Below are 18,372 nucleotides of genomic sequence, written 5' to 3' on the forward strand. Positions count from 1 at the left end.
TAGGCCCTTGTGAATATGAGCGACAACACTGCTTCCCCGACCACGCCGACACCTGTCGCTAAACCTGCGCGCCGCTGGCCGGCGATGCTGATCGGGCTGTGCCTGGTCGCCGGTGTCGCCGCCGGGCTGGGCTGGTTCATGAACAAGCCCAAGGCGCCGCCCATGACGCTGGCGTTGGAAAAGCTTGGCCTGAGCCGTCCCGATGGCCTGCTCGAAGCCCATTCCCTGAGTCAGTTGCCCAAGGATCTGCTGGCCGTGCCGTTCCTCAAGGCCACGCTCACCGAGGATTTCGTCTTCTATTACCAGGCCCATGCCGACCGTCTCGGGCTGATTGGCAGCCTGCGCCGGATCATCTATGAGCATGATCTCAAGCTGCAGGACAGCCTGATCGAAGAGCTGTTCGACCAGCCGGCCGATGTGGCGCTGTGGCGCGGTGCCGACGGTCGTCTCAAGGATTTCCTGTTGGTGATGGATCGCGGTGGGCTGGCCAAGGTGCTGGAGCCGCTGGCGAAAGTCGCCCTGGACGACACCCAGTTGAGCAAACTCAGCGACCTGCGGGTGGGCGGCGATGACGTTGCGCTCTATCAACTGAGCTACAACGCCAGCAAGTCCCTGGTGTTCGCCTCCCATGGCGACAAGTTGGTGGTGTTGTCCAACCCCACCAAGCTCTATGACCCGGCCAACGGTGCGTCCGAGGCACCGGGCAGTGTGTCGACCACCGCCCTGGCAGCCTTGCTCAATGGCGAAAAACTTTTCCCCGAAGCCTTCGGCCTGCAGCCCAAGGCGCCCGAGGTCAAGCAACGTATCTCGGTCAACGCGAGCGTGCTTGCCATGGGTTACCAGCGTTTCATCCCGAATTTCGCCGGGGTGCGTTTCGACATGGACGACAAGGGCTGGCACAGCTTCCTGGCTCTGGACGAACTGGAAAACCAACCGGATTTCGATTTCAAACCGGTCTGGCAAGCCATGCCCATGGGCGCCAGCGCCTGCGTCTCGCTACCCCTGGCCGCCGAGCAGCAGAAACCGCTGCTGGTAAAACTCGGCGCCGACGAGAAAGCCGCCCAGTCCATGATCGGACACATGGCCGGCGCGGCGGGCCTGTGCTGGTACGCCGATTCGCGGCTGTATACGCCGTTGCTGGTGGCGAGCCTGAACGAAGACGACGGCAAGCTCGACGCTGACCTGGGCAGCCTGTTCGGTTCAATGGTGGGCGCCTATGAAAACAATGTTCCCGAGCACGCTTTCCCGGTCGTGGAAAAGCAGGAAGGCTCGATGCATCAGTGGCAACGTCAGGTGAGCTCGAACTTCGGCCCCTACCTGGCGAAGGACTCGTTGCAACCGGACGCCATTACCGGCAAGGCGTTCATGCGGGTCAGCCTGGCACGTCATGGTTCGACCCTGCTGTTTTCCCTTGACGACAAGCTGGTGGAGAAGGCCCTCGGCACCCTCGACAAGCGCTTCCCGCCCATGGCCGACGTGCTGCCCAAGGACGTGCTGATGCCGGTGTACTTCGGCCCGGATGCCATGGCGCAACTGATGCAGCGCGAAACCCTGGACAGCCTGCCCCAGGACATGGAACCGGTGTTCTATAACGCCGCGCAAACCTACCTGATCCCGAAACTGCGCACCCTTGGCGGCTATGGCAAATACGCCCTGACGCTGCCGGAAGGCAGTGAGCCGGATGGCCACTGGCAATGGCTGCCGCTGGAATGGAAAGCGCTGTGACAGGACTGATCCGCAATCGCGGCTGGATGCTGATGCTGGCGTTGTTGCTGGGCGGGCCTGCGCTCGCCGTCGAGACACCGGCGCTAGACGTGCAGCAATCCCAGGTCTTCCGCGCCTGGTTCGTGCGCATCGCCCAGGAACAACTGAGCCGGGGCCCGAGCCCACGCTGGTATCAGCAGGACTGTGCCGGGCTGGTGCGTTTCGCCGCCAACGAAGCGCTGAAGGTCCACAACGAAAAATGGTTGCGCAGCAACGGCCTGTCCAATCGCTACCTGCCGCCGGAACTTGAGCTGAGCGACGCCCAGCGGCGCCTGGCCCAGCAGTGGCAGCAGGGCGGTGGCAAGGTCGGACCTTACGTCAATGCCATCAAGCTGATCCAGTTCAACAGTCGCCTGGTGGGCCGTGACGTCTCCCAGGCCCGTCCTGGCGACCTGATTTTCTTCGACCAGGGCGACGACCAGCACCTGATGATCTGGATGGGCCGCTATATCGCCTATCACACCGGCACCACTACCCCAACTGACAACGGCATGCGTTCCGCAAGCCTGCAACAACTCATGAACTGGAAGGACACCCGATGGATACCCGACGCAGCCAACCCCAACTTCATCGGCGTCTATCGACTCAACTTTCTCTCCCAATGACCGGTGCCCGCATGCTGCGCTTGTGTTCGAAACTGCCCCTGCTCTTTGCCCTGTTGCTGGCGCCTGTCGTCAATGCCGAAGACACCGTGGCGCCCAGCGGCTACACGCCGGTGGCCGGCGAAAGCTTCTTCCTGCTGGCCGACAGCAGTTTTGCCAGCGATGAGCAGGCCATGGTCCGCCTCGAAGCGCCGGGTCGCGACTATCGCCGGTTCCGCATGGAGCCTTACGGCGGCGCTGACATCCGGGTCTATCGCATCGAAAAGCCCCTGGACTTCCTCAAGCGCCAGAAGAACCTGCACCGCGTGGTCAGCGATGGCCAGTTCAAGGGCGAAGGCCTGTCGAACACCCTCGCGTACCTGTGGGACAACTGGTACCGCAAGTCCCGTCGGGTCATGCAGCGGGCGTTCTCCTACGAGTCCCGCCAACAGGTCACCGAACAAGTGCCGGAACTGAAGATGGGCGACGCGATAGTTGCGCCGACACCTTACGAGGCACCGGCACAGTTCGCTTTGATCCCGGGCTTGCCGGTGGTCAGCCAGTTCCGTTATCCGCTGTGGCAGGCCAAGCCGATCCAGCCGCCGGCGGGCGTCAACCTGGCCGGTTCGTCCAGTGAGTTCGTCAGCGTTGCGCCGGGCAATGTCTACATCCCGCTGGGTCAGTTGAAACCTGGCCTCTACCTGGTGGAAGCGTTGATTGGTAAATACCGCGCCACCACCATGGTCTTCGTCTCCAACACCGTAGCGGTCAGCAAGATAGCCGGCGATGAACTGTTGGTCTGGGCCGCACGAAAGCATGAAGGTCGCTCGGTGCCCAAGGTCAACGTGCTGTGGACCGATGGCCTGGGCGTGATGAGCAGCGGTGCCACCGATGAAGATGGCCTGCTGCGCCTCAAGCACGTCAGCCCTGAGCGCTCGTTCGTCATTGGCGAAGACGAGGAGGGCGGTGTATTCGTCTCCGAGAACTTCTACTACGACAGCGAAATCTACGACACCAAGCTCTACGCCTTCACCGACCGGCCGCTGTATCGCCCGGGCGACTGGGTGTCGCTGAAAATCGTCGGGCGTGAATTCAAGAATGCCCGAGACTCCGTGCAGCCGGCAGCGGCCGAGGTGAATGTCAGTGTGCTGGATGCCACTGGCACCGCCCTGCAGACCCTGGCCCTGAAGCTGGACTCCAAAGCCGGTACCCAAGGCCGCTTCCAGTTGCCTGAAAACGCCGTGGCCGGTGGCTATGAACTGCGCTTCAGCTACAAAGACCAGCTCTACAGCAGCGCTTTCCGTGTGGCCGAGTACATCAAGCCGCACTTCGAAATCGCCCTGAACCTGGACAAGCAGGATTACCGCACCGGTGAACCGGTCAAGGGCAAGCTGGTACTGCTCTACCCGGACGGCAAGCCGGTGGCCGACGCCACCGTGAGCCTGAGCCTGCGGGCCCAGCAACTGTCGATGGTGGATAACGAACTGCAATACCTGGGGCAATTCCCGGTGGAGCTGACCAGCAGTGAAGTGACCACCGACGACAAAGGCACCGCGGTCCTCGACCTGCCGGCCGCCGACAAGCCGAGTCGCTACACCCTCACCGTGTTTGCCAGCGATGGCGCGGCGTATCGGGTCAAAACCACCAAGGAAATCCTCATCGACCGTGGCGCCGCGAATTTCCGCCTGAGCGCTCGCCAGCGTTTCAGTGCAGCGGGCGAGAAGGTCGCGTTCAGCTACGTCAACGAAGGCGGCAACGAGCAGAGCAAAGCCGTGACGCCGGGTAGCTACGCCTGGGTGCGCCTGGAAGACCAGAGCACCGGCGAGGGCAAGCTGACCGCCAAGGACAAGGGCTTCAGTGTGGCCTTCGAGCGTCCCGGTACCTACAACCTCACCCTCAAGGACGACCACGGCCGCGTCATCGGCGCCACGGGGCACTCGGTGACCGGTGAAGGCATCAAGGCCGTGCCGGGCACCGTCGAGATCGTTCTCGACAAGCCTGAATACAAGGCTGGCGATGAGGCCCTGGCGCTGATCACCTTCCCGGAACCGGTCACTGATGCGCTGCTGTCCCTGGAGCGCGACAAGGTCGAGGCCACGGCGTTGCTGTCCAAGGGCGGTGACTGGCTGAAAATGGAAAGCCTCAGCCCGACCCAATACCGTGCCCGCATTCCGGTGAAGGATGCCTTTGCACCGAACATGACTTTCTCGGTGCTCTACACCAAGGGGGGGCAGTACAGCTTCCAGAACGCCGGTATCAAGGTGGTAGCGCCGCAGATCGACGTGGCCATCACCACCGACAAAGCCACCTACCGGCCCGGCGACACCGTGACCGTGGACCTGGGCACCCAATTCGCCGGCAAGGCGATTCCAGCGCACCTGACCGTCAGCGTGGTCGATGAAATGGTCTACGCCCTGCAACCGGAAGTGGCGCCGACCATCGACCAGTTCTTCTATCACCCGCGCCGCAACAACGTGCGCACCAGTGCCAGCCTGTCGTTCATCAGCTACGACGTGGCGCTGCCAGGCAGCCCCGGTGCACCGGGCAAGGCCAACCGCAGCGAGCGTGGCGTCAAAGTGCTGGAACGACCTCGTCGCGAAGACGTGGACACTGCCGCCTGGCAGCCGGAACTGGTCACCGATGCCAACGGCAAGGCCCGCTTTACCTTCAAAATGCCAGACTCTCTGACCCGCTGGCGCATCACGGCCCGCGCCATTTCCGATGACGGTCAGGTCGGCCAGAAAAAGCAATTCATCGCTTCGGAAAAACCGTTGTACCTGAAATGGAGCGGCCCGACCCGGTTCCGCACCGGCGACAAGCCGCAATTGGGGATGTTCGCGTTCAGCCAGTCGGACAAGCCTGTGAAGGCCGAGCTGTTGATCCGTTACGCCGGCACCGAGCAACGGGTGGTGGCGGACCTGAAAAAAGGCATCAACTACGTGGCGTTGCCGGCGCTCGAACTGAGCAGCGGCGATTTGAGCGTGCAGTTGCAGCTCAACGGTGAAACCCAGGACACTCTGGCCGTTCACCTGAACGCCAGCGGTAATGGCTGGCAAGTCACCCAGAACCAGCGTCTCGACGTGGCGACCGGTGATACCCCGCTGACCCTGCCTGCGGACGCCAGTGATATCCGCCTGCGCCTGGACGACAGTCCGCAAGCGCTGTTCCGTTCCGCCCTGGATGACCTGTTGAGCTACCCGTACGGTGGCGTCGAGCAGACCGCCAGCCAACTGCTGCCGCTGAGCATCGCTTACCCGACCCTGGCCGCAGACTCGCATACCCGCGACCGCCTGCGCCTGATCATGCAAAACAGCCGCTTGCGGCTGGTGCAGATGGCCGGTCCGTCGGCCAGTTTTACCTGGTGGGGCCAGGACGGCGAGCCGGATGCCTTCCTCACCGCTTACGCCTATTACGCCGACTGGCACGCCAGCAAGGTGCTGGACCTGAACCTGCCGCCGGAACACTGGCAACGGGTGCTGGAGGTCTACGCCAAGCAGGCCGGCGACACGCCGCTGTTGCAGCGTGCGCTGATCCTGTCGTTCGCCCGGCAGATGCAGTTGCCGGTGAATACCCTGGTCAGCGGCCTGATGGAAGATCTGGCGAAGGCCGGTGAAGGCAGCGCCGAGAGCGTGATGGATGACGGCGAGGAGAGCCTGGTCATGTACGCACCGGATTCAGCCCTCGGGTTGGCCAGTGCCCGCGTATTGGCCGCCTCCCTCGCCAAGCAGGTGAAGGTGCCGTTGCCGGATGCCTTCAACCGTCAACTGCCCGCTGCTCAGCAGAAACTGGACGTCAGCGCCCAGCCGTTCGCCGAGGCGCTGGTGCTGTCGTTGCAAGCCTTCGACCAGGCCCGCTCCACAGCCCTGCTGGAACGCCTGCTGCCGCAACAGTCCACTCTGGAACGGGCGTTGGCCCTGACCTGGCTGCAACGCAGCATCGAACAGGCATCGCCGGCGGTGGCGCTGACGCCGGGCGAAGGCTGGAAAGCCCGCCAGGGCGCTTCCGGAGAAACCTTCTGGCAATGGCAAGGCGCGCAGGTGCCGACAATGCTGACCCTCAGCGGTGCCCAGGAACGGCCGTTGCAGGCGGCCCTGAGCTTCCAGAGCCAGCAACCGCCCTTGGCCCCGATGGCCGTGTCCATCACCCGTCGCCTGTCGCGGCTGGTGCCGGGCGGCGATGCCTACACCTTTACCCTCGAAGCCGTGGGCAACAAGCCGTTGTCCAGCGATGGTCTCTATCTGGATGAGGTGATCATCAACAGCAAGGCCAGTACGCCGCTGCGCTACGGCATGCTCGAGGTGCCATTGCCGCCGGGCGCCGATGTGGAGCGCACCACCTGGGGTATCCAGTTGCTGGGCAAGGACGGTGGCGAGTTGACCGCCCTGGAGAAGGCGCGCTTCGAGCCGGGCCAGATGGCTTACGCAGTGCCAGTGGATGCCCTCAGTGGCGAGTTGCGCCTGCGACATCTGGTGCGTTTCTCCCAGAAAGGCCAGTTCAACCTGCCGCCGGTGCGCTTCACCCAGGTCTATGCACCCCAGCATCAGGCTTGGGAAAAGAAACCGGCGCTCGGTCAGGTTACGGTCAACTGACATGCGCAAGCGGCTGCTCGGGTGGCTGTTGTGCCTGATTCCTGCGCTGGCGACAGCGCAGGAGGAACCGCTGCGCCTGGCCTTCGATGGCCAGTTGCTGCGGGTGAGCCCGATCCAGGTGCTGGATCGCCAGCCATTGCCCGATACGTTGCAAACACCGCTGGGCAGCCTGTGGAAACTGTTCGTCTACGCCTGGCTGGTGGACACCGATGCCCGCGAGCCGGCCTATGAATGCCGCGGCGAGTCGAAGGAAGAAGTCTATTGCTGCAGTGCCGGAAAGAGCATCGGTCGCGATCAGGCGCTGGTGAAATCCTGCGGCCTGTATTTCGAACCGCAGCGGCTCGGGCTGACTGCCACGAGCTGGCGTGACTATTGGCAGGCACGGCAGGCACCCACTTGGTTGCTGGACTTGCCCTCGCTGCATCCGCAAAAGCAGGTCTCCGTCGCTGAACTGCTCAAGGCATTGGGTTCGCTGCCCGCCCAGGATCAGGCCCGTCGGGTGCTGCTGGACGTGGCGCTCAATGCCGCCGATGGTCGTCTCGTCGGTCAGTTGGGCAGTCGGTTGCGGGTCAAGACCTGGAGCTGGCTGGGTGAACAGGGCCCTTCGTCGCGTCAGGGCGGATTCGCCGGTTGGCTGGCCGATGGCACACCTGTATGGGCCGGTGGCCGCGGAACCAGCCAGCAAGTCCTGAAGGTCTTCGGCGATGGGTTGGCCGCTGCGCTGCCGGTGCAATGGCCGGCGGAAACGGGACGTTGCGTGGAAGTCGGCCTGTTTGCCCGTTACCCGTTGCAGCGGGTCATGGCGGGCGCTCGGCCGGCCTCGCCGGGTCAACTGCGCGGCGACTACCGTGTCGAGTTCACCAACGGCAATCAGTTGGATATCCACAGCGACGGCGAACTGTTCCTGATGCCCGGCAAGTTGGTGGCGCGTCTGGACCGGGAAGAATACGTCGCCCGTGTCCTGCAACGCGAAGCCAAGGCCGAGCCCGCCGAAGCAGCCAAGGCCCTGGCCGTGGCGATCCGCACCTATCTGCTGCAAAACGCCCAGCGCAATGGCGATTGCCTGAGCATCGACGACAGCAGCCATCGCCAGCGCGTCGCCCCGCGCCCGGCAGCGGCCGAAGCCCGTGCCATCGCCGCGTGGACCAGTGATCTGGTCCTGGCCGGCACCGATGTTACCTACCATTCCGACCAGCCCGGCCCGGACAAACTGTCCTGGCTGCAAGCGGTGGAACAAGCCAACGCCGGGCAGCGCTACGACGCCATCCTGCTGCACGCCTATCCGCGTGCCAGCCTTAGCCGGTGGGACAATCCGGTGGCGTCCTGCGAAGCCTTGCCGGCCGCCCAGGACTGGCTGCTCAAACAGCGCCGAGGCTGGCGCTCCCGCCTGGAAAGCGAAGTGGGCTACAACGAAATCAGCGCTTTCGCGGTGTGCCGCGTCGCCTTCGGCCGGCCTTATGTCGACCGCGAGCGCCAGCGTATCTACGTCCGGGGCGTGCTGTCGCTCCAGGACCGCCTCGACCTGACTCATGAATATTTGCACCTGGCCTTCGAAGCTCATCCCAACGGCCAGGACGAAGACTATATCGAAGGGCTCGCCCGTCACCTCTTGCTGGAATAGACCATGACACTCCGCTCTCCACAGGTCTTGCTGTTGCTCTGCGCCATGACCGCGTTGCCCCTGGCCGTCGCTGCCGACGGCATCAAACTCGACACTCCGATTGGCGGCTGGCGCAGCGGGGCGCCGGGCGGCGAGGACGAAAGCTTCATCCAGACCGTCAACTACCCGGCCTCGTCGGTCAACACACCCCAGGGCCAGGCCAATACCGCCCGTATCACTGGCCAGATCAAAGCCTTGCCCAAGGACACGAGGGAGCCGGGCAAGCTCATCGTCAACGGCGTGAGCCTGCCTTTGAAGCTGGACGAGCAGGGCGGCTTTGACCGACCGTTCTCGTTCCCCAACGGCACCAACAGCGTCGAAGTCCGCAGCCCCGACGGCCAGCACCGGCACCGCACCCAGTTCCTCAACACCAGCGGCGGCGCTACCCCGGCCAAGCTACGGGTCCTGCTGACCTGGGACAGCGACGGCACCGACCTGGACCTGCACCTCGTCACCCCCGACGGCGCCCATATCTGGTACGGCGATCGCGTCGCCCCCAACGGCGCCGTGCTCGACGTCGACGTGACCACCGGCTACGGCCCGGAAATCTTCGCCATGCCCAGCCCGATCAAGGGGCAGTACCAGGTCTACGTCAACTATTACGGCGGCGGCTACCGCAGCGAGGAAGGCGAAGACGGCGAAGAACAGGTCGAACAACCGAAACAAGCCCTGACCACGGCGCAGATCACCGTGATCACGGAAGAGGGCACGCCGAGTGAAAAAATGGAGACGTTCGTGGTCCCGATGCGGGCGCCGGGGGAGTTGACCCTGGTGAAGAGTTTTAGTTATCCGTGAGGAGAATTGGCCAACAGCTATTGGACAATCGTGGGTGGTAGACAGGTAGGAGACTGTCACCGCCTGTCGCCTTTCCTGAATTCTCCGCCCCCCTTCCAGTCGATTTCAGAGAGCCCCTACAAAACCGAACCAAACGTCCCACCCCGCAAAAAGGAGGCCATCCATGCGCATCCATCACCTGAACTGCGGCTGCATGTGCCCGCTGGGCGGGGCGTTGTTCGATGGCTACAGTCGTGGGCTAACGGCGTGCCTGGTGTGTCACTGCCTGTTGGTCGAAACAGACACCAACGGCCTGATTCTGGTGGACACCGGCTTCGGCCAGCGGGACATCCAGACCCCCGAGCGGCTGAGCCGATTCTTTCGCATGTTCAACAACATCCGGTTCGAGCATCGGTTCACGGCGCTGGAGCAGATCCGACGCCTGGGTTTCGACGCCCACGACGTGCGGCACATTCTTTTGACTCACCTGGATTTTGACCACGCCGGCGGGCTTCAGGATTTTCCGCAGGCGCGGGTGCATGTGATGCGCGACGAGATGGCGGTGGCCCGCTCCGCGAACACCTGGATCAGTCGGCGTCGGTTTCAAGCCCGGCAGTGGCAAGGTGTGGACAGTTGGGAGTTCTACACCACCGAAGGCGACACCTGGTTTGGCTTCGATTCGGTGCGGGCGCTGATCGGGGCGGAAGAAGAGGATATTTTTCTGGTGCCGTTGCAGGGCCATACGGCCGGTCACGCCGGGATTGCCCTGCGCACTCCCGGCGGCTGGATGCTTCACGCCGGCGATGCGTATTTCTTTCACGATGAAGTCCATCAATCCGAACGCCGTTGTCCGCCGGGCATGCGGTTTTATCAGTACATGATGGACACGGACCGTCCGGCACGCCTGCATAACCAGAGTCGTTTGCGGGAGCTGGCATTGTCCCGGAATCATCAACCTGTCGAGATCTTTTGCAGCCACGACGTCCGGGAGTGGGAACGAGCCGTGGCCCGAGCGCGCAAGCTCCGGGTCGACTCCAGTGCTATGCCGTCGGCCACGGGTAAGCAGTCAACCTGACACTGGCCTGATGTTGCCAAACAGCTGCTTTTCCCTTCGCCCACTTGCAGTGGGCTTTTTTTCAGGTCCACCAATACCGGACCAGGTGAAAGAAAATCGGCGCCGCGAAACACACCGAGTCCAGTCGATCGAGCATGCCGCCATGGCCTTCGATCATGTGCCCCCAATCCTTGACGCCACGGTCGCGCTTGATGGCCGACATCACGATGCCGCCGGCAAACCCCAGCAGGTTGATCAGCAAGGCGATGAGGAACGACTGCCACGGGTTGAACGGCGTGATCCACCACAACGCACCGCCGATCAGCGAGGCCAGCAGGATACCGCCGACGAAGCCCTCGACGGTTTTCGACGGCGACAGGTTCGGCGCGATCTTGTGTTTGCCGAACAACTTGCCGCACACGTACTGCAACACATCCGACAGCTGCACCACGATCACCAGGTACGCGATCAGCAACAGGTTGCGGCCTTCGAAACCGGCGATGTCCAGGGTCAGCAGGGCCGGGACGAAGGAGATGCAGAACACCGCGATCATCAGTCCCCACTGCACCTTCGAAGCACGCTCCAGGAAGTGCGTACTGTCGCCGCCCAGGGACGCCAGGATCGGCAGCAGCAGGAACACATACACCGGGATGAAGATGGAGAACAATCCGTACCAGTCGTAGTAGATCAGCAGGTATTGCAGCGGCAGCGCCAGATAGAACGCCGCCACCAAAGCTGGATAGTCACTGCGCCGGGTCGGCGTCAGGGTCATGAATTCCCGCAGGGCGTAGAACGACACGGCGTAGAACAGCAGGATCACCGCCGCATTGCCGAGCCAGAACGCGATGCCGATCACCAGCACCATGACCCACCAGGCGTTGATCCGTGCGTTGAGGTTGTCGATGACCGAGTTCGGTGCGCCTTTTGTTTTCAGCTTGAGAATGAAACCGATCAGCGAAGCCAACACCAGAATGGCGCCGATGCCACTGAACAACATCACGGTATATCGATCCATGTCAGACGTGCTCCGGAGCCAATGCCAGCAGCGCGGCGCGGCTGCGTTCAAGAAATTGCTCTTTGCTTTCACCGTCTTCGATGCACAGCGGCGCACCGAAACTGGTGGTGCATAACAACGGCAACGGCAATACGCGGCCCTTGGGCATGACACGGTTGAGGTTGGCGATCCACACCGGAATCACTTCAACCTCGGGATGGCTTTTCATCAGGTGATAGATCCCGCTCTTGAAGGGCAGCAGACCTTCGTCGGGGTTGCGCGTGCCCTCGGGGAAGATGATCAGCGAGTCGCCGTTTTCCAGGGCTTCGAGCATCGGTTGCAGCGGGTTGTACTCCGGATCCTTGCGCTCGCGGTCCACCAGCACGCCGTTGAATACCCGGTTGATGATGTAGCGGCGCAGCGGACTCTTCTGCCAGTAGTCAGCCCCGGCCACCGGCCGGGTGAGCTTGCGCAGGGACGGCGGCAGAGACGCCCAGAGCAGCACGAAATCGCCATGGCTGCTGTGGTTGGCGAAGTAGATCCGCTGCACCGGTCGCGGCGCGCAACCGAGCCACAGGCTGCGGGCGCCCGTGACCATGCGGGCGGCGGAGGTGATGAGGTTGGCGACCACGGGTTCGAACATGAGGATTCCTTATCCTGAAAATGCCAGCCAGGGGCTGGTGAGGATGAAGCCCAGCGTCAAGATAACTTGAGCAGCCAGCAGCAGCGATTGTCGACGCAGCAGCCGCAATGCACCGTTCTGGCGTTCGCTCCAAGGCCGACCGCCACGCCCTGCCGGTTGCAAGCCGAGGGCGACGAGGGCCTGGTCCAATGCCTGGGTACGCTCGACCAATGGCTGAGTGCCGTCGGCCACGCGCTGAAACAGATCGGCATCGAAGGCCACGCGCAACGCCCAGTATTTTTGCAGCACACCCAAGGTGAACAGTACGGCGCTGAACAACAGCAACCACGGATCGATGCGGCCCAGCAGCCACTGGCCCAATCCCAGCAGCGCCGCCAGCAAGGTCAGTCCGGTAGAGAACTGATCCAGCGACCGACCTCGGCGCAGCAGGCTCGCCACGCTGTGCAGCTCCATATCACTGCTCATGAGCTAACGGCTCCAGCGCCTGACGGTGCGCCTGATGCAGCACGACTCGCGGCCGAACGCGTTGGATCTGTGCGATAGCATCATCGACACTCGGCGCCCGTCCACTGTGCAGCAGCCACGCGGCCATTGCGGTAGCGCTGCGCGAATAGCCCAGCGCACAGCAGACCAACACCGGCCCATGCTGACGCAGGCTTTCAATCGCTTGCGCAGCTTCCAGGCACTGCTCGGCGGTAGGCGTGGTGAGGTCGAGCACCGGCAGCGAGCGATAGGCAATCCCGGTGCTGTCCATGGATAACTCGGCGCACAGATCGAGCACGCCGGCAAAGGTGCCATCCTTTAATTCCGACGAGGTAGGAATCCGCCCCAGCCAGACGTTATCCACCATGTGATCCGGCTGCGGATGCTTGCGCGTCCACCACCGAGAATTCACCCATGCCGCCGCCAGATACGGCGCCAGCATCCAGCGCACGGCTGGGTTCAATCGGCCATCGGCACGCTTCTGGAAGCCGCTGGCATCGAACAACAGGTAATTCAGCGCCACCCACAGCACCGCCACCGCCGGCCAGATCAACCACAACCACGCGCCGCCAAAGGCAAATGCCGGGATAAACAACACCGCAGCGCTCAAGGCATAACGCAGGGCCAGTTGCAGGCGTTTCGGATCGGTCGTGAGGCGAGCGCTATGCAATGGGCTAGGGCGGTCCAGCGGCCACAGCCAGACACACAACCAACCGGCCAGCGCACCGGTGGGCAGGTCAATGAAGTGATGCTGATAAGTCGTCAGCACCGACACGCCAATCAGTGCGAACCAGCCGTGCATCACCCAGCGCCAGACACCTTGCAGGTGTCGCTGGTAACAGACCCAGAGGATCACCAGCAACGCAATATGCAGCGACGGCGCCTGGTTGAACGGCTTGTCGAACCCCGCCAGCACGTCGAACAACCAACCGAACACGCCATCCATTTCCGGTCGGGGGAAGGTAAAGCGCAACGGCCAGAGCAGAAAGCAACTGACGGCAATCGCCTGGGCCGTGAGCAAACGCAAGGCGTGGCGCTTGAGTTCGTCGCGGCTGGTGGGCAACAGCAGGGACAGGCCGTACAGCAGATCGATCGACCAATAGGGCACGATGGTCCAGGCCATGAACGGCATGTGACTTTCCCAACCGAACACCAGCGTGCCGACATCGTCACGCTGGGAGGTGACCCAGGTGGCGAAGCCGTAAGTGCTGAAGAACAGCGGCGCCAGCAACAGCAGCCACAGCACCGCCGGTTTCAGCAGGGCGGGCTCGCGGGTCGGTGCGATGACGGCACTCATCACTGCACGCGCTGAGCCAGCGAAACGCTGAAGATGCCCCATTCATCGACCCGCAAGGTGATCTTGCGGAAACCGGCCGCCTCGACCAACTGATCCATCTCTGCCTGGCTGCGCCGACGCATCACCCAGGCCTGACCGGCGCGGTGGCTGGTCAGGGCGCGAGCGATCAGCTCCAGCTGCGGGTGCCACGGCTGGCCTGTGTAGACCAGGAAACCGCCGGGCTCCACCGCTTCCGCCAGCCCGGCGAGCGAGCCGCCGACCATCTGGTTATCGGCAAACAGCTCGTACAGACCGGATACCACCGCGAGGGTCGGTTTTGGTTCCAGGGCCGCCAGGTCCTGACGGTCGAAGGCATCGCCTTTGACGAAACGCGCAATCTCGCCCAAGCCTTTTTCCACGATCAGCGCACTACCGTCCCGCACGTTGATGTCGCTGTAGTCCCGCAACAGGATCGATTCCGGCAACGGGCTGACGCCTTGCAACGCTTCGAGAATGTAGCGGCCATGACCGGCGGCGATGTCGACGATGCGCACCTCGCGGTTCTCTTCGCGCAACTTGCCCATCGCCAGGCGCAGCAGTTCTTCGACGTGCAATTTGCGCTGGCGAATGCCGCGCCAGCCGATGGAGTTCAGGTAGTTCTTGTCGATCATCCGCCCCACCGCCGAAGTACCGGTGGGGCGGTTGCGGTAGACGTAATCCAGCGTGCTGCCGGAGTCGAACCCGGTGTCGAAGCCCAGCTTGACCCCGTCCGACATCGTGCTGCCAAAGCGCATGCTGGCGCGGGTCATGCGCCAGTACAGGTCGCGCAACGAGTTGTGCGGCAGCAGGGTTGCCAGGGACTCGGCTTCGGCGCAGGTCGCGCCGATACGATCGGCGTCCAGCAAGGAAGGGCGCTCCAGCGGACGCTCGAAATTCTGCAGGATGAACCGCCGCGCACTGGCAATCGCCGGCCCACGGTTCTTCTCGCCCAGGGTGTCGTGGAAGAACCCCGGCAGGATGTGCTTTTCTTTGCGCAGGCTGCCCAGCCGCTCGAAGAACTGCTCCTGGGGTTTGCGATGCACCACGAAGTCCGAGCCGGAAATCAACAACTGCGTCGGCACCTGGATCGCCTGCGCGTCGGCCACCACCCGGTCGGCGGCTTCGTACAGGCCCAGCAGCACGTTCACCGAAATCGCCTTGGTGATCAGCGGATCGCTGTCGTAGGACGCCACCCGCTCTGGATCATGGCTGAGGAATTTCGCCTTGACGTAGCTGTTGACGAAAAAGTTACCGCGAAACTTGCGCATCAGCGCCAGCCCCGGACGGGCAAACGGCACATAGAGCTTGACCTTGAACGCCGGCGACGCCAGCACCAGGGCGCGAATGCGCGGTGCGTAGTCGTGGACCCAGGTGGACGCGATCACCGCGCCAACGCTTTGCGCCACCACGGCGATGTTCTGTTCGTCGATCTGATGCGCCGCACCGATATGATCGCAGAAGGTCTGCACGTCCCGCGCACTGGTGGCGAAACTCGGGCTGTCGCCCCGCTCGCCGGGGGATTGGCCGTGGCCGCGGGCGTCCCAGGCAAAGAACTCGAAGCCGGGCATGTCCAGCTCATCCACCAGATGCGCGATGCGCCCGGAGTGTTCGTGACCCCGGTGAAACAACAGCACGGCCTGGCGCGGTTCGCCTGGGTTTTCGGCCACGGCAGGCCAGTGCCGGTAGAACAACTCCACGCCATCATGGGTGGTGAACGTCCGGTTTTGAGCTTCGCGCATTGCAAGTTCCTTTATGCTGAGGGAGCGTTATCCGTCACCTGGCCCAGGCCCTGACGCACCCGGTTGACCAAGGTATAAACCAGCAGGGCGGCCACCACCGCCATCACACCATCGACCCACAGCGCCCCGAGCCAGCCCAGGGCAATACCGGCCGCCAACACGCCAAACACAAAGGCCCGGTCACTCTTGCCCATCGGCCCGTCATAACGCCGCGAAGCCCCTACCATCGCCCCCAGCACACCGGCGTATTCGCTGAACAACGCCAACAGCGTGACCAACAACACCAGCAACAGGCTGGCATCGGGAATCAGGGCAAAAGGAAGGATCAGGGCCGCGTCGGCGATGATATCGCACAGCTCATTCAGGTACGCGCCCAGGTGAGATTGCTGGCCGAACTCCCGGGCGAGCATGCCATCCACGGCGTTCAGGGCCATGCGCAGGAACATCCATACGGGCACCAGAACGAACACCCACGGATGACTGGCGAACCCGGCAACCACCGCCCCGACCAATACTGAAACCACACCGGCCAGCAAGGTGATCTGGTTGGCGGTGGTGCCGTTGTCGTAAAGCCGCTGGACCGTTGGCCGCAACAGGTTCTGAAAGGCGGGTTTGAGCTGGTAGATAGAGGGCATCGGAACGGAATCTCGGGCCGGTTTTTCGGATGAGCGGTGTGCAGATGCGAGATTACGACAGGTTGGGGAGTTGCTGGAGGGAATTTCTCGAGAATGAGCGCGGGTAGGCATCTGGCGGCGGTTTTACCCGGGCGACACGGACCCTGTGGGAGCGAGCCTGCTCGCGATGGCGGAGTGTCAGTCGATACTTGTGCCGCTGAGCTACCGCTGTCGCGAGCAGGCTCGCTCCCGCAAGGAATCTGTGGTGAAAACTCTTTCAGCGACCAATCTGGATGGAGGGAAGCCTGAGGCACAGCCTCTCAGAGTTGAGTAAGTCCATACCGAGAACCATTGATCCGTTTAATTTACCGAATCGCCTTACACCCAACGCCTCCTTATCTGGCTTATTTCCCCAGCCATCCCCGGCAAAGTCTCGCGTCCGTTCCCGCATCGCGAGACTTCTGCAATGTTTGCCCCAGACAAACTCCTGGCCCTGAACAACGCCATCGGCTCGTTGGTAGTTGCCGCCATGGACCCCGAACGACCAGATGTCGAGGCGGTGCTATCCGATTTCCGGGCATGCCTGAACGACTATGACAGTTGGGCTGAAAGGTTCTGGACCGGATGGGCATTGGATCTCGAACAGGTCTTCAAGGTGGGCAACGAGGTCGCGCTCGCGGCGCCGAAGAACCTGGACGAGCCCGTCAGCGCCACGGTGATGGCGTGTCCGGCGAGCGGTCCGTTGACCCTGGTGCACATGTTCCAGGCGGCGCGCTTCGTGCCGATCGGTGATACGCCGGTCATGCTCGAGCCGGTCATCGACGGCGAGCCGGGGCAGGAAACCTTCGGCGGACCGGTCCATCACGTGATCGGTCCCAGCGGCATCCTGGAAATTCCCGAATGCTGGCGGGGCCGTCGATATCGCATCACTTTTTTTCCTCATGTGACGGCAGATCACGTCAAAGCCCTGTACGCGTCCTACCAGAGCGTGATCGACGAGCTGGAAGGCTGGCTGAAAACGGAGTGGGAAAACGAATTTCAACCGCTGTGGGCGGAATTTTCCGGCGCCGGGTTTCGCGAACGCTACTACCTGTTGCAACAAGCCGACTGGCGTGGCTTTGAAAGTGCCCTGCAAGCACTTTGGGATGACGTCAAACAGGTTTTCGAGTTGCTGGCGGACCTCCAGGCCAATAGCGAAAAGCTGCTGGAATACCTGACCCAAACCGAGCTCGAGCAACTACTGCAAGCCTCATCCGAGGCAGTAGCCAAAGGCCTGATGATATTGAGCGACGAGCCGTTGCTCTTCATCCACATGGCAGCCTTCACCAGTTGGCTGCGGATGTTGCCACCCCAGTACCTGGCCGAAGTCGTGGGAGAAATACGCGCTTCGGTGCTGGTCAATTTCCTGCTGATTCGTTTGACCGGCGCCCTCGGCCTGGGCGTGCGCATGAGTGGCAAAGTGCTGGATCAGATCCGGTCCTGGCGTGCGCGGGACTGGTTACACGCGTCGAGCCAAAGGTTAGGCCAGCTCGCCAGCGACCGGCTCGAACAACATGCCGATGTGTTGAAGCCAGTGGTGGTCAGTGCCCAGCGGGCGCCCTTAAGGCCTACGCCTGTCAGACCTTTGGAAATCACCCCTGAGCACTTGCCGCCGCTGTCGGTCAGTAATCCCGCCGCGGTGGCGCGGGAAAAGTCCCAAACCTCCACGCGGCTCAGCAAGCACGAACCCCACGACGACGCCCCAGCCCAATCGAAGAACCCCAACGGCGACAGTGCTGACAGCGCGGCTCTGACCCGCACCGACGGCTGCCCGGTGTCCATGGTCACCGGCGAGGAGCTGCTGACCCTGGAGGACGGCACCCTCGATGGTCGGCTGCCGTTTGTCTTCACCCGCTTGTACCGCACCAGCGCAGTGGAGCTGGACGTGGGCCTGGGACGCGGTTGGAGCCATGCCCTGGCCCATCGCCTGGAGCTTGAGGACGGGCAGGTCATCTGGATCGACCAGGAAAACCGGCGCACACCCTTTCCGCTGCCCAGCGTCCAACGCCCGGCAATCCACAACAGCCTGGCCCGCGCCGCGATCTACCTGGGCGGCGAGCCGGACGAACTGATCATCGCCCAGCCCGGCGAGAACGCACCGTTCCTGCACTTTCGCGACGGCT

The 18,372-nt window shown here is 62.9% G+C and carries 13 protein-coding genes; 7 read left to right on the forward strand and 6 right to left on the reverse strand.

The window, feature by feature from the left end; genetic code table 11:
• Positions 1–15: 15 nt before the first annotated feature.
• The 6 genes from LCU97_RS24915 to LCU97_RS24940 all read left to right on the forward strand — a co-directional run bounded on the left by LCU97_RS24915 (position 16) and on the right by LCU97_RS24940 (position 10,443).
• Complete coding sequence (locus LCU97_RS24915) at positions 16–1,725, forward strand: DUF2138 domain-containing protein (protein WP_053151877.1); 1,710 nt, start codon at positions 16–18, stop codon at positions 1,723–1,725.
• Positions 1,710–2,369, forward strand: coding sequence for a DUF1175 domain-containing protein (locus LCU97_RS24920; RefSeq protein WP_053151875.1), 660 nt, complete (start codon positions 1,710–1,712; stop codon positions 2,367–2,369). Before LCU97_RS24915 ends, LCU97_RS24920 begins: the two co-directional genes overlap by 16 nt.
• Positions 2,366–6,934 carry an alpha-2-macroglobulin family protein gene (locus tag LCU97_RS24925; protein WP_232778036.1) on the forward strand — a complete coding sequence of 1,523 codons (4,569 nt, stop codon included), beginning with the start codon at positions 2,366–2,368 and terminating at the stop codon, positions 6,932–6,934. The genes LCU97_RS24920 and LCU97_RS24925 overlap by 4 nt, the downstream gene beginning before the upstream one ends.
• A 1-nt stretch (position 6,935) precedes the next feature.
• The gene (locus tag LCU97_RS24930) at positions 6,936–8,555 is read left to right on the forward strand and encodes a DUF2300 domain-containing protein (protein ID WP_232778028.1); all 1,620 of its coding nucleotides are present in this window, start codon (positions 6,936–6,938) and stop codon (positions 8,553–8,555) included.
• Positions 8,556–8,558: 3 nt separating this feature from the next.
• Positions 8,559–9,389 carry a YfaP family protein gene (locus tag LCU97_RS24935; protein ID WP_232778029.1) on the forward strand — a complete coding sequence of 277 codons (831 nt, stop codon included), beginning with the start codon at positions 8,559–8,561 and terminating at the stop codon, positions 9,387–9,389.
• Positions 9,390–9,552: 163 nt separating this feature from the next.
• On the forward strand, positions 9,553–10,443 hold the full coding sequence (locus LCU97_RS24940; protein ID WP_053151867.1) for an MBL fold metallo-hydrolase: 891 nt from the start codon (positions 9,553–9,555) through the stop codon (positions 10,441–10,443).
• Positions 10,444–10,504: 61 nt separating this feature from the next.
• Here LCU97_RS24940 and LCU97_RS24945 read toward each other — a convergent pair whose 3' ends face one another.
• The 6 genes from LCU97_RS24945 to LCU97_RS24970 are packed head-to-tail and all read right to left on the reverse strand — an operon-like array spanning position 10,505 to position 16,231.
• Complete coding sequence (locus tag LCU97_RS24945) at positions 10,505–11,437, reverse strand: phosphatidate cytidylyltransferase (RefSeq protein ID WP_053151865.1); 933 nt, start codon at positions 11,435–11,437, stop codon at positions 10,505–10,507.
• A 1-nt stretch (position 11,438) separates the two neighbouring features.
• Positions 11,439–12,059 (reverse strand): lysophospholipid acyltransferase family protein, encoded by a 621-nt coding sequence (locus tag LCU97_RS24950; RefSeq protein ID WP_053151863.1) that lies wholly within the window; start codon positions 12,057–12,059, stop codon positions 11,439–11,441.
• Positions 12,060–12,068: 9 nt separating this feature from the next.
• Positions 12,069–12,524 carry a hypothetical protein gene (locus LCU97_RS24955; RefSeq protein WP_232778030.1) on the reverse strand — a complete coding sequence of 152 codons (456 nt, stop codon included), beginning with the start codon at positions 12,522–12,524 and terminating at the stop codon, positions 12,069–12,071.
• Positions 12,514–13,839, reverse strand: coding sequence for a phosphatase PAP2/dual specificity phosphatase family protein (locus LCU97_RS24960; RefSeq protein WP_232778031.1), 1,326 nt, complete (start codon positions 13,837–13,839; stop codon positions 12,514–12,516). The genes LCU97_RS24955 and LCU97_RS24960 overlap by 11 nt, the downstream gene beginning before the upstream one ends.
• A complete protein-coding gene (locus tag LCU97_RS24965; protein ID WP_232778032.1) occupies positions 13,839–15,596 on the reverse strand; it encodes a bifunctional alpha/beta hydrolase/class I SAM-dependent methyltransferase in 1,758 nt (585 codons plus the stop codon). Before LCU97_RS24965 ends, LCU97_RS24960 begins: the two co-directional genes overlap by 1 nt.
• An 11-nt stretch (positions 15,597–15,607) precedes the next feature.
• Positions 15,608–16,231, reverse strand: a complete 624-nt coding sequence (locus tag LCU97_RS24970; RefSeq protein ID WP_053151855.1) for a CDP-alcohol phosphatidyltransferase family protein — start codon at positions 16,229–16,231, stop codon at positions 15,608–15,610.
• A 445-nt stretch (positions 16,232–16,676) separates the two neighbouring features.
• Here LCU97_RS24970 and LCU97_RS24975 point away from each other — a divergent pair.
• On the forward strand, positions 16,677–18,372 hold a 1,696-nt coding region (locus LCU97_RS24975), incomplete at its 3' end, for a DUF6531 domain-containing protein (RefSeq protein WP_232778033.1).

The sequence above is a fragment of the Pseudomonas uvaldensis genome (assembly GCF_021271205.1).
In the GTDB taxonomy this organism is placed as follows: domain Bacteria; phylum Pseudomonadota; class Gammaproteobacteria; order Pseudomonadales; family Pseudomonadaceae; genus Aquipseudomonas; species Aquipseudomonas uvaldensis.

Excerpts from the sequence above, each read along its gene's own strand:
- LCU97_RS24955 (WP_232778030.1), bottom strand. The coding sequence starts at position 12,524 with ATGAGCAGTGATATGGAGCTGCACAGCGTGGCGAGCCTGCTGCGCCGA.
- LCU97_RS24945 (WP_053151865.1), bottom strand. The coding sequence starts at position 11,437 with ATGGATCGATATACCGTGATGTTGTTCAGTGGCATCGGCGCCATTCTG.
- LCU97_RS24965 (WP_232778032.1), bottom strand. The coding sequence starts at position 15,596 with ATGCGCGAAGCTCAAAACCGGACGTTCACCACCCATGATGGCGTGGAG.
- LCU97_RS24960 (WP_232778031.1), bottom strand. The coding sequence starts at position 13,839 with ATGAGTGCCGTCATCGCACCGACCCGCGAGCCCGCCCTGCTGAAACCG.
- LCU97_RS24935 (WP_232778029.1), top strand. The coding sequence starts at position 8,559 with ATGACACTCCGCTCTCCACAGGTCTTGCTGTTGCTCTGCGCCATGACC.
- LCU97_RS24940 (WP_053151867.1), top strand. The coding sequence starts at position 9,553 with ATGCGCATCCATCACCTGAACTGCGGCTGCATGTGCCCGCTGGGCGGG.
- LCU97_RS24925 (WP_232778036.1), top strand. The coding sequence starts at position 2,366 with ATGACCGGTGCCCGCATGCTGCGCTTGTGTTCGAAACTGCCCCTGCTC.
- LCU97_RS24970 (WP_053151855.1), bottom strand. The coding sequence starts at position 16,231 with ATGCCCTCTATCTACCAGCTCAAACCCGCCTTTCAGAACCTGTTGCGG.
- LCU97_RS24920 (WP_053151875.1), top strand. The coding sequence starts at position 1,710 with ATGGAAAGCGCTGTGACAGGACTGATCCGCAATCGCGGCTGGATGCTG.
- LCU97_RS24930 (WP_232778028.1), top strand. The coding sequence starts at position 6,936 with ATGCGCAAGCGGCTGCTCGGGTGGCTGTTGTGCCTGATTCCTGCGCTG.
- LCU97_RS24950 (WP_053151863.1), bottom strand. The coding sequence starts at position 12,059 with ATGTTCGAACCCGTGGTCGCCAACCTCATCACCTCCGCCGCCCGCATG.
- LCU97_RS24915 (WP_053151877.1), top strand. The coding sequence starts at position 16 with ATGAGCGACAACACTGCTTCCCCGACCACGCCGACACCTGTCGCTAAA.